Here is an 11040-nt window from a genome sequence, read left to right on the forward strand (position 1 = left end):
TAAAGGACGCTGCCATGATTTTGCCTTATTCAAAGCTAGTGGGGTTCATTTTCACCCCGAAACACAAAGTTTACAAGATAGTGGTTATCAAGGAATTAATCAATATCATAGCAACAGTTACACTCCCAAAAAAAAGCCTAAAAAGAGAGAACTTTCAACCTTAGAAAAAGACTATAATCGAGTTTTAGCAAAGGAAAGAATCGGTATTGAACATATCAATCGCCGCCTGAAAATTTTTAAGATTTTTAGTGATAGATATCGTAATCGCCGTCGTCGTTATGGTCTGCGTTGTAACTTACTAGCAGCAATTTATAACTACGAGTTAAATTTAGCAGTTCCAAAAAGCCAAACCTCGACTATAACATAAAAGTAATTCTGCAAGAGGTCTATTGCAACGCTCATTGACGATTCCGTAAAAAGTTACTGGGCTCGTCACGTCGTATCCTGTATTGATCCGCAGCGATTCGGCTACTGCACTCTTGGTGTGCTTAACGCCCAGTCTCGATAATGTTAAAGCATCCATGTCTTTTTTTCCTTACGTGTTGTTAGTTAAGTCAATTTCTGGCACCCTCTTTTGTACGTATAATTACGCATTGCTGATTACGTATTCCTTTTGAGTACGTATGCCCCATCCTAAGTGTTCTCTTTGGGTATGGCTAGATGTTTTTGAAATATTTATAATTTTAAGACTTGTAACATATTAGTATTTCCAATCAATCAAGCGATGCTTTGTGTTAAAACATGAATCCTGCTTAATAATTGTCAAAAAAATATATTGGCTTAAGATAGACTGAAATTAATAATTGTAATTTTTGTTGAAATATTGTTAAATAACTAAATACTACGTGTAAGTAAAACTCTTTAAGTAAGCGATCTCAATAATTTAAAGTTATAGTGAAATGAGCAGCCTCTACAGCAGATAATTTCACACAACCTTTACAATAAGATGAAATCTAAGTATTTCAACGGGGAAAAATGGCTATAAACATGGGACGATATTTGCACGTACTGAAATTGTTCTGGGGTGCGGCGATCGCAGCGGAACTAGAATACCGAATCAACTTTGTCCTCGCGACCCTCAGCAGCCTCGGAAATCTTGCCGGCAGCTTGTTTGGGCTGTTTTTGTTCTACCGTACCGACTACACGTTTGCCGGCTATTCATGGGAAGAGGCTTTAGTTGTACTCGGTATTTTCACGATTTTGCAGGGGTTTTCGTCAACCTTTCTAGCACCTAATCTCAGCCGTATTGTCGATCGAGTGCAGCAAGGTACTCTCGATTTCGTACTCCTCAAACCCATCAGTTCCCAATTCTGGCTATCTGCAAACACAGTTTCGCCTTGGGGAATCCCAGATTTAATCTTCGGCACGGTATTGCTGCTGTATGCTGCTAACAAGTTGGGAGTAGAAATCGGCAACTATTTTTTAACAGCAATACCGCTGTTATTCGGAACTATTACTCTTTACAGTATATGGTTTATGTTAGGGGCAACCAGCATTTGGTTTGTGAAAATTTACAATGTTACCGAAGTCCTCAAAGGATTGTTAGAAGCGGGTAGATTTCCAATGGCAGCTTATCCCGCAGCTTATCGGTTTTTCTTCACTTTCGTAGTTCCCGTTGCCTTCTTGACGACTGTGCCAGCAGAAGCCATGCTGGGGAGAGGTGAAATCGTTTGGACGGCGGGGGCGGGAATATTGGCGATCGGGCTGTTATTTTTCTCCCGCTACTTCTGGCAATTTGCACTCCGGTTTTACACCAGCGCTTCCAGCTAGTTAAGTAGGTAGGTAAGCTGCTGCACATCTAGATTGTCTCTTATGTTTGAGAGGGAGAAGATTTGAGACGTGGGGAATAGGGAATTGAAATATATATTTTAAAGGCCCAACAGCTTATCTAATTTTTTTTTTCTACTTACTTAGATAGTTAAATAAATTTAAGACTTAAACTTATCCTTGAAAGGTAAACTGGGAATAAACCACGCAAACGCAGGCAAACCAATGAAAAGAAAAAAACTGGGTAACAGTAATTTTACTATCAGCGCGATCGGTCTTGGAGGTATGCCAATGTCCTTAAGCAGCCAGCCGCCAGAATCGCAATCAATTGCGGTAATTCACCGCGCCCTCGATTTGGGTGTCACCCTAATTGACACCGCAGATTCCTACTGCCAAGATGAATCCGACAAACACCACAACGAGCAACTGATTGCCAAAGCTTTGGAACAGTATACCGGAGATACTCGGGCCGTTACTGTCGCCACTAAAGGCGGCTTAATGCGGCCTCAAGGTGCATGGACGCGCAACGGCAATCCCCATCATTTGCGCCAGGCAATTCGCGAAAGTTTTGAAGCGTTGGGCGGTGAGAAACCGATCGACCTTTGGCAATATCACTCGCCCGATCCGGCTTATACCATCGAAGCAGCCCTAGCACCCGCAAAAGAAGCAGTAGAAGCAGGAATGATTCGATTTATTGGAGTGTCCAACTTTTCTGTAGAGCAGATCAAACGTGCCCGCGATACAGTAGAAGTTGTCTCCGTGCAGAATCAGTACAATCCGTGGCACAGAGAGCCGGAATCAGACGGCGTTCTGGAATATTGCGAAACCGAAAAACTGACCTTTTTTCCCTGGAGTCCTTTGGGAGGAAGCCGCCGCGTCACCAGCTTGCAAGATATACCCGCGATCGCCAAATTAGCCGCAGAAAAAAACGTTTCAGTTTACTGTATAGTATTAGCTTGGTTGATGGCTCAATCGCCCTGCGTCGTTCCGATTCCCGGTGCGACCAAAGTATCGAGTATTGAGGACTCTGTGGGGGCGCTCGAAGTTAAATTGACTGACGAGGAATTGCAACAAATTGCCGCAAGTTAAGTATATAAGGGCAAAAAAAACAATAGAACAGGCTTTCCGGCCTGTTCCACAAACAGAACTTTATTGTGGGGTGGGCGGGAAAGCCCGCCCCTGAAAGTGGGATTGAATGAGTAAAGTTGACATTTTTTGAGGAATTGGGTTTTATGGAAGCTAATCAAGTGAATGCCGATCGAGACGTAGCAATTGAACATCAAAACGTACCAGTCGCCCATGAAGGACTGCACAACTTTTTATACAGTTCCGACTCAGAACACAGCGCCGTTGCTGCAACTCCGGCATTAGAAAATGACGGGACGCAAATAATGGCGATAGATACATGGCGCGATTTGGCAACTAACGCGAAAGTCGCCGGCGTTTACGCTGTAATGGACACTTCCCGCAACACTCAGTTTATCGGTTATTCGCGGAATATCCTGCTTTCAATCAACGGTCACATAGCCCAAAATGGCGCCGATAATTGTGCTTTCCTGCGCGTGCAAACTTTCAAATTCCCGAAGCGGGAAGAAATGGAAAGTTTGCGGGATGCTTGGATAGCAGAAATTGGCAGCATTCCGCCTGGAAACGGTGCTGAAAGCGAAATGTGGGCGGCTACGGTAGGCCAAGCAGCGCGATCGGCAATGTCTGCGGAGGAACAAAAAGCTTATGAGGAAAAGAAGCTGAAATTGCGGAAAGCAATGGCAGATTCCAGTCTTACCAAAGAGTTAGAAACCGCAGTCCAAAGTGACGGCGAACGCGCTAAGGATTTGGAAGCGGCTGTTAATAATGATGACTGGAGTGCGGTGATTCAATCGCAAACCCAGGAAACAAAGTCCGGCGAATAAAAATCGCAAATACATAAACTTTTTTCCGCCCTAAATGGGGGCGGGTTTATGTAGATTACGGGTGGAAATTAAAGAGTGTTTGTGAACCAGCTCATACTAATCAATGACTAACTTTGCGTTCAGTAACTAAAGTCAAACTTACCCATTCACCCCGCTCATTGTAACTGCGAATCATCCGAAACCGCAAGTCAGGTTCTACCAACCAACCAGCCTCAAAAAATATAGGTTTTCTGGATTCAATCTTGACAGGGAGAGTGCAAGAACCGCCGTCAGGAAGGAGTACAACTTGCACGGGGGAAGCACCTTCGTTAAAGTGCAGAACTGAACCGTCAATGCGGGCGCTAGAACTGATAACACTAGCATTACTGCCAAAAGTGATTTTGTGCACTAGGCGATCGCTACTTTCCAAATGCAATTGCAGTTTGGTAGAATAAAAGTCAGGAGAACGCGAATCAGGATACATTGTCACCGCCTCGCCCTGCCATTCTCCCAGCAAAGCCTCAACAGTTAAAGGCGGACGTTCGGGGACATTTTTATCAAGCTGCTTTTCCCGAATTAAGACAAGTTTGGATAAATTGCCGTCGGTATTGTATGTCATAGGGAAGCGCAACCGGCGATAATTGTAGATAAAACCCAACTCGGCACCGCACTCAGAAAAAGGCGCTAGTTGAATAGTACCCTGAGAAAAAGCTCCATTCTCCAAAAATAGGATATCTCGTCCCAAACTTTGATATTCTCGAACAAGTTCGCTCACTTCCGGTTCGCCGACACCGCTAGGATTTGGGGAAAACCGACGGAGTTTCAATCGCACGGTTTTGTTGTCATTGAAACCTTCGAGAGAAATAATACTAGGAGTATCTTGAAGTACCTCTCCTCGCGGCGATAACTGGGTAAAGGAACCGTGCCATTCTCCCAAGTTTTGCAGAAAGTTTTCCCATTGTGATACCATATTTTTACCTTTGGATATATGTCTAAAAATAGAATTATAACTCTGCTTACGGATTTTGGATTAAGCGATGTTTATGTGGGAGTGATGAAAGGTGCGATCGCCCAAATTAACCCGCAGTTAAAAGTCATTGACATTACGCACCAAATACCATCTCAAAATATTGCGGCCGCGAGGTTTTGTTTGATGACTGCTTTTGCTTATTTTCCGCCGGAAACCGTACACGTTGCTGTCGTCGATCCGGGGGTGGGAAGCAAGAGACGCGGGGTTGCAATTAAATGTGCTAATTGCTTTCTTGTCGGGCCGGATAACGGGTTGTTTAGCGGGGTGTTGAGTCGGGAAAGTGCAATCGCATCTGTCGAACTCACCAACCCCAAATACTGGCGCACACCTCAACCTAGCAGCACTTTTCACGGTCGCGATATTTTCGCTGCTGCGGGCGCTCACTTGGCGAACGGGGTGGCTTTGGAAGAGTTGGGGGAGCCGATCGACCCTGCAAGTTTAGTAGAGTTAGAGATACCAAATTGTGCCGTTACAGCCACAGGTGCAGCAGGCTGCATTCAATATGTCGATCGCTTTGGCAACCTAATTACTAATATCCCGAATAATTGCATTATAGGTAACAATTGGTCAGTAACAATTAGCAATAGTTCGGATGCAATTCGCATCCCCAGCGGTAAAACCTACAGCGAAAGCAAACCGGGCGATTTAATTGCCATAACTGGTTCTGACGGTTGGGTAGAAATTGCCGTTAATGGTGGCAGCGCTCAATCAGTATTAAAATTGGAAGGCGGAGCGATCGTGCAATTGCTTTTTGAAACTAACAATTAAAGAGGACTTCCGCATGGGTGATCAGAAACCTGGTTTTTTACGAAAATACTTTGTTAGAATCAGCAGATGACGTGAAAAACCCCGTTATGAAGGCGGAGTGCGTAAGTCATAGTCGGGAAATTTCTAGATTACTCATTTTTGGACTGGCTAATTTTTAAATGCAAGTATTAAAAACCCGGTTTCTTCAATAAACCGGGTTTATCATCTTTATCCAGCTACCACGAAATTCACCAACTTTCCAGGCACCACAATTACCTTTTTAATCTCCTTACCTTCAAGGTGACGCTTAGCCAATTCAGACTCGCGAGCAAACTTTTCCAACGCAGCTTTATCAGCACCAGAAGGCACTTGAATTGTGCCGCGAGTTTTGCCCATAACTTGAATTACCAGCGTAATTTCATCGGTAATTAATGCAGATGGATCGACACTAGGCCAAGTTTGCGTATGCACCGATTCACTGTTACCAGTATTGTGCCACAATTCATCAGCAATATGCGGTGCAAAAGGCGCTAACAATCGAATCAAAGCGTTAATTCCTTCTGCATAAACTGGCGAATCTTTAAATTTAGCATCATTCAAAGCATTGCTGAGTTTCATCATTTCCGAAACAGCAGTATTGAACTGATAATCACCCTCCAAATCGTCGCTAACTTCCTTAATTGCAGTGTGAATTGCCCGCCGCAAATCCTTCTCAGGTTTACTTAGTTCCGCATTCTCTCCTGCTTGAGCGGGGGTGGCAGGGACTCGTCCAGCAAACTCTGTAACCACGCGCCAAACGCGATTTAAAAAGCGAAATTGCCCTTCCACATCGGCGTCGTCCCACTCCAAATCCTTCTCTGGCGGCGCTTTGAATAAAATAAACATCCGCGCCGTATCTACCCCATATTTGCCCATAACTTCCAAGGGGTCAACGCCATTGTATTTTGATTTGGACATTTTCTCGTAGAAGACTTCCAAAGCTTCGCCAGTTTGAGGATCTTGGGGATTTGCGGGGTCTATATCTGCTGGAGGAACGTATTTGCCAGTAACAGGATTTTTATATGCCATTGCTTGCACCATGCCTTGAGTTAATAGGCGTTTAAATGGTTCGTCACAATTGATCAAACCCCGATCGCGCAAAACCTTGGTAAAGAACCGCGAATACAGTAAGTGCAAGATTGCGTGTTCGATGCCGCCCACATATTGGTCTACGGGCATCCAATCATTTGTCTTTGCTGCATCGAAGACTTGCTCTTGATTTTGAGCATCGGGATAGCGCAAGAAATACCACGATGAATCGATAAAAGTATCCATCGTATCTGTTTCCCGCTTCGCCGCAGTGCCGCAACTCGGACAAGGAACGTTTACCCATTCTTCCATCTTTGCCAAGGGCGAACCTTTGCCCGTAAATTCTACATTTTCCGGCAACAATACGGGCAAATCCGATGCGGGTACGGGGACTGTGCCGCAGTTGGGACAGTGAATTACGGGAATCGGAGCGCCCCAATAACGCTGTCTAGAAATTAACCAATCTCTCAAGCGATATTGCACTCGCGCTTTGCCATAACCTTGATTTTCGGCATGGTCAATAATCGCTGCTTTGCCTTTAATTGAATCCATGCCGTTGAAGCTTTCGGAATTAATCATAATTCCGGGTTCGGTGTAAGCTTCGGTCAGCGGAACTTCATCATCATCCACAATTACTACTTTAATTGGCAGTTGATATTGATTGGCAAATTTGAAATCTCGCGTGTCGTGGGCGGGTACTCCCATGACTGCGCCGGTGCCGTATTCGTACAGCACATAATCGGCTATCCAAATGGGAATTTCTTCGCCGTTGAAAGGATTGATTGCTTTGCCGCCTGTGGGGATGCCGCGCTTTGGTTTGTCTTCGGCTGTGCGATCGATCTCGCTTTGGGCGGCGACTTCTTTGATGAAGGTTTCTACGGCGGCTTTTCTGTCTTCCGTTGTCACGCGCTGAGTTAGTGGATGTTCCGGCGCTAAAACAAGGTAACTGACGCCGTAAACTGTATCGGGACGTGTGGTGAAAACGGCGATTTTTTCATCCATTCCGACAATGGGAAATTCTAAGTAAGCGCCGACTGATTTGCCGATCCAGTTGGCTTGCATTAATTTGACTCTTTCTGGCCAATCTGGCAATTTGTCTAAGTCGTTTAATAACTGTTCGGCATAATCGGTAATTTTGAGGAACCACTGCCGCAATAATTTGCGCTCGACTTTGGCACCGGAACGCCAGGAACGACCTTCGTTATCTACTTGTTCGTTTGCTAAGACTGTTTGATCTATGGGGTCCCAATTAACTGCCGCTTCTTTTTGATATGCTAATCCTGCTTCTAAAAATTGCAAGAAAATCCATTGAGTCCACCGATAATAATCGGGAGAACAAGTTGTAACTTCTTTTGTCCAATCAAATGAAATGCCCAAACGCTGAAATAAGCCTTTCATTTGGGCGATGTTTTGATAAGTCCATTGTGCAGGCGGAATTCCTCGCTCGATGGCTGCATTTTCTGCGGGCAAACCAAAAGCGTCCCATCCCATCGGATTCAATACCCGATAACCTTGCATTCGCTTGAGTCTGGCAATTACATCGATGATTGTGTAGTTGCGGACGTGGCCCATGTGCAGGTTTCCCGAGGGGTAGGGGAACATGGATAAGGCATAAAATTTAGGCTTTTGCGTATCTTCTGGCATCTGGTCTAAGTTTTGCTCAGCCCATGTCTGCTGCCATTTTTCTTCTATGGATTGGGGGTTATATCTGGAATCCACAACAATTGCTCCGTGCAGGGTTTAGTAATGTTTGCTTCAGTATTTTTACACATTCAAGGGGCTTCGATTCTGATTTTTCTGAGCTCCAAGGATTTTGGCTCTAATCTCTGTATTATATATTGTAGTATATGTAATTTTAGCTGGGGGGCGATCGACCAAATATCCCGGTTCGCCCTGAAAAGAATAAGACTTACGCACGGGTGGTCAAAAACCGGGTTTTTACGAGCATACTTCGTTACTGTCGGCTAAACCGCAAAAAACCCGGTTTCTTTGGTCTTGATGCGTAAGTCCTAAAAGAATAAATAACCCCAATTCCCAGAAACCAGATTTCTACGATCGACCGGATTTCTTAGCATTTATTCCGGCTTCAGTGCTATCGGGAGCGCATAGCAATGTACCTTTTAATTTGTCATCTGGTGGGGGCTGGTTTACCAGATTATTGGTTTTAGGCAATTATTGTTTGTGAAACCAGCCCCTACATAGATATTGTTCTACCCGCTATTTATCATTGGTAATTGATAATTTTGTAGATACTGTCTTGACCTGTCAAGAGGTAGCGATCACATAATTGGGGTCGAAAGGCTTTTGGGATTTTAAAATACCAAAAGCCAAATGCACCAATTTCCGCATCAAAGCACCAATTACCTGCATTTTGACCTTGCCACGACCCAATAATCGCTCACTCATCGCTTTCAACAAAGGGTTATGACGCATCGCCACTACCGCTGGCATATACAACGCTTTTCGCAGTCGGACGTTTCCGGTGCATGATAAACGAGTTTTGCCTTTAACTGAAGTCCCAGAACTCCGTTCGCTCGGTGTTAAACCGGCATAGGCTGCTAATTGACGAGCATTATCGTAATCAGAAACATCACCAATTTCAGCTAATAATATAGAAGCTGTTAAATCGCCAATGCCAGGAATTGAAGTCAACAGCTCGCGCTGTTGTTTTAAGTGCGGGTGTTGGTCAAAATGGTCACTAATCAGTTTTTTGATTAGTTGTTGTTGCTGCTGAAGATAGTCCAAATGTTCCTGGGTAAGGGCAGCAACTGTTGGCGTAGCCGTTTCCAAACGGTTTTGTTCGCTCGTCATCATTTCTGTAACTGATTCTAGCCGCCGTAACAGGGCTTGTAATTCCTTGAGTTCGGGCGCAGTAGGTGTCCATAATGATGGTTTCATTGCCGCACAAAAACGGGCAATTAATGCTGCATCTACGGAGTCTGTTTTAGTTCTCAGAAGTTCGCTTTTGGCAAACCCTTTAATCCTTGCTGGATTGACGATACTTACCTGAAAGCCTTCCCCATAAAGGAATTCAGCTAAGGCTTCGCCGTAAATGCTAGTGGCTTCCATACAAGCATGAAGTTCAACTAGACTTTGTTGTTTGAGCCAGTTATGTAAACTCTCAAATCCTTGAGTATTATTAGTAAACTTTTTGGGTTTAGTCGCACGACCTTCTTTCAGTAATGAGACATGAAAGTCTCTTTTACTGATGTCTATGCCTAAGACTGTTGATGTCATTGTTTGCTCCCGATGTACTCCAATTTATGAAAGAACCGACAGGCAATTGAATACTAACCTTGTCAATGCAGGCTTTCCCGATCAGAAGAGCGAGAGCCTAAGATACTGTCCAGTTTAGTGTGCGCCTGTCATCAGTAATGGGAGCTTATCTACGCAACAGACTTATGTAGTCTAAGGGGCGGGCCAACTTCACCGATTTCTGATGTCCTTGAACAACACTTTCTACTGTTACAGAACTATTTGCACGAAACTTTCCTTGTTTCTTTAGATTTACTTTGGAGATTAGTTACGCTCCCCTGATGATTGGTACGATCGACTGATTTTCGGTACGATCAACTGACTGACAGATTGATCGACTGATTTTCGGTACGATTGCCTGATTTTCGGTACGATTGCCTGACTGACCGCTCGATCGCCTGACTGACCGCTCGATCGCCTGACTGACCGCTCGATCGCCTGACTGACCGCTCGATCGCCTGACGTTGCGATCAATTAACTGACTCTTTTAAGATACAAGGGGCTGGTTTTACCAACTATCTATGTTTAAAACCAATAATTTCATAAACCCGCCCCCACCCAACGACTCGTAAAATTAGAAAAAATGGCGATCGGCGATCGAATATATCGTTCATTCGCCTTCTAATTCTGCCAATTTTTTCTGGGCAAATTCGCGGAGATATTGGTCAGGATCGTTCTGAGCGCGATCGCGCACAACTTCTAAAGTTTGAGGGCGATCGGGATATAACTCAATCATAGCTGCAAGAGCGATTTGCCGGGGGGTATGTTGCCCATAATACTGGGGATCGGAGGGGTGATTGATAGCAACATCGCACAATAACTCAAATAATTCTGGGTCATCTTTCCACCCCCGTGCTAATTCTTGAACTGCTAAAAATCGCACCTCCCAATCATCGTCAGATTGAGCCAGTTGTTTGAGGATAGGTAAGGTTTCCGGGTCATCTTTCCACCCCCGTGCTAATTCTTTAACTGCTACACTTCGCACAGCCCAATTATCATCTGATTGAGCCAGTTGTTTGAGCCAAGGTAAGGTTTCTGGGTCATCTTTCCACCCCAGTGCTAATTCGTGAACGGCTGCTTGTCGCACATCCCAATTATCATCTGATTGAGGCAGTTGTTTGAGCCAAGGTAAAGTTTCGGGGTCATCTTTCCACCACATTACTAATTCTTTAACTGCTGCATATTTGACATCCCAATCATCGTCACATTGAGCCCGTTGTTTGAGCCAAGGTAAGGTTTCCGGGTCATCTTTCCACCCCCGTGCTAATTCTTGAACTGCTGCTT

The 11040-nt window shown here is 44.6% G+C and carries 10 protein-coding genes; 5 read left to right on the forward strand and 5 right to left on the reverse strand.

The genetic code is table 11. The features are described 5' to 3' along the window. From QUB33_RS18060 to QUB33_RS18075, 4 genes are all read left to right on the forward strand, one after another. Positions 1 to 367: transposase family protein (locus QUB33_RS18060; RefSeq protein WP_333352104.1), on the forward strand; the 367-nt coding region annotated here is incomplete at its 5' end. A gap of 608 nt (positions 368 to 975) precedes the next feature. Next, positions 976 to 1770, forward strand: coding sequence for an ABC transporter permease (locus tag QUB33_RS18065; protein ID WP_333352106.1), 795 nt, complete (start codon positions 976 to 978; stop codon positions 1768 to 1770). A gap of 222 nt (positions 1771 to 1992) precedes the next feature. Further along, entirely contained in the window at positions 1993 to 2856 is an 864-nt protein-coding gene (locus QUB33_RS18070; RefSeq protein ID WP_333352109.1) for an aldo/keto reductase, read from the forward strand. Positions 2857 to 2999: 143 nt separating this feature from the next. After that, positions 3000 to 3677 carry a GIY-YIG nuclease family protein gene (locus QUB33_RS18075; RefSeq protein WP_333352111.1) on the forward strand — a complete coding sequence of 226 codons (678 nt, stop codon included), beginning with the start codon at positions 3000 to 3002 and terminating at the stop codon, positions 3675 to 3677. 100 nt (positions 3678 to 3777) lie between these two features. On the opposite strand, the gene QUB33_RS18080 is transcribed toward QUB33_RS18075, so the two are convergent. Then, complete coding sequence (locus QUB33_RS18080; RefSeq protein ID WP_333352113.1) at positions 3778 to 4626, reverse strand: DUF3598 family protein; 849 nt, start codon at positions 4624 to 4626, stop codon at positions 3778 to 3780. A gap of 18 nt (positions 4627 to 4644) precedes the next feature. Between QUB33_RS18080 and QUB33_RS18085 the strand changes: the two genes are divergently transcribed. Further along, the gene (locus QUB33_RS18085; protein WP_333352115.1) at positions 4645 to 5454 is read left to right on the forward strand and encodes an SAM-dependent chlorinase/fluorinase; all 810 of its coding nucleotides are present in this window, start codon (positions 4645 to 4647) and stop codon (positions 5452 to 5454) included. 207 nt (positions 5455 to 5661) lie between these two features. Here QUB33_RS18085 and leuS read toward each other — a convergent pair whose 3' ends face one another. The 4 genes from leuS to QUB33_RS18105 form a co-directional block, all read right to left on the reverse strand. Beyond that, the gene (leuS, locus tag QUB33_RS18090; protein ID WP_333352117.1) at positions 5662 to 8220 is read right to left on the reverse strand and encodes a leucine--tRNA ligase; all 2559 of its coding nucleotides are present in this window, start codon (positions 8218 to 8220) and stop codon (positions 5662 to 5664) included. 546 nt (positions 8221 to 8766) lie between these two features. After that, positions 8767 to 9738 carry an IS110 family transposase gene (locus tag QUB33_RS18095; RefSeq protein ID WP_333352119.1) on the reverse strand — a complete coding sequence of 324 codons (972 nt, stop codon included), beginning with the start codon at positions 9736 to 9738 and terminating at the stop codon, positions 8767 to 8769. Positions 9739 to 10020: 282 nt separating this feature from the next. After that, a complete protein-coding gene (locus QUB33_RS18100; RefSeq protein WP_333352121.1) occupies positions 10021 to 10230 on the reverse strand; it encodes a hypothetical protein in 210 nt (69 codons plus the stop codon). 136 nt (positions 10231 to 10366) lie between these two features. Next, positions 10367 to 11040 (reverse strand): HEAT repeat domain-containing protein (locus QUB33_RS18105; protein WP_333352123.1); only part of this gene is annotated, 674 nt, incomplete at its 5' end.

Origin of the sequence: Microcoleus sp. B3-A4 (genome assembly GCF_036705385.1) — a bacterium.
In the GTDB taxonomy this organism is placed as follows: domain Bacteria; phylum Cyanobacteriota; class Cyanobacteriia; order Cyanobacteriales; family Microcoleaceae; genus Microcoleus.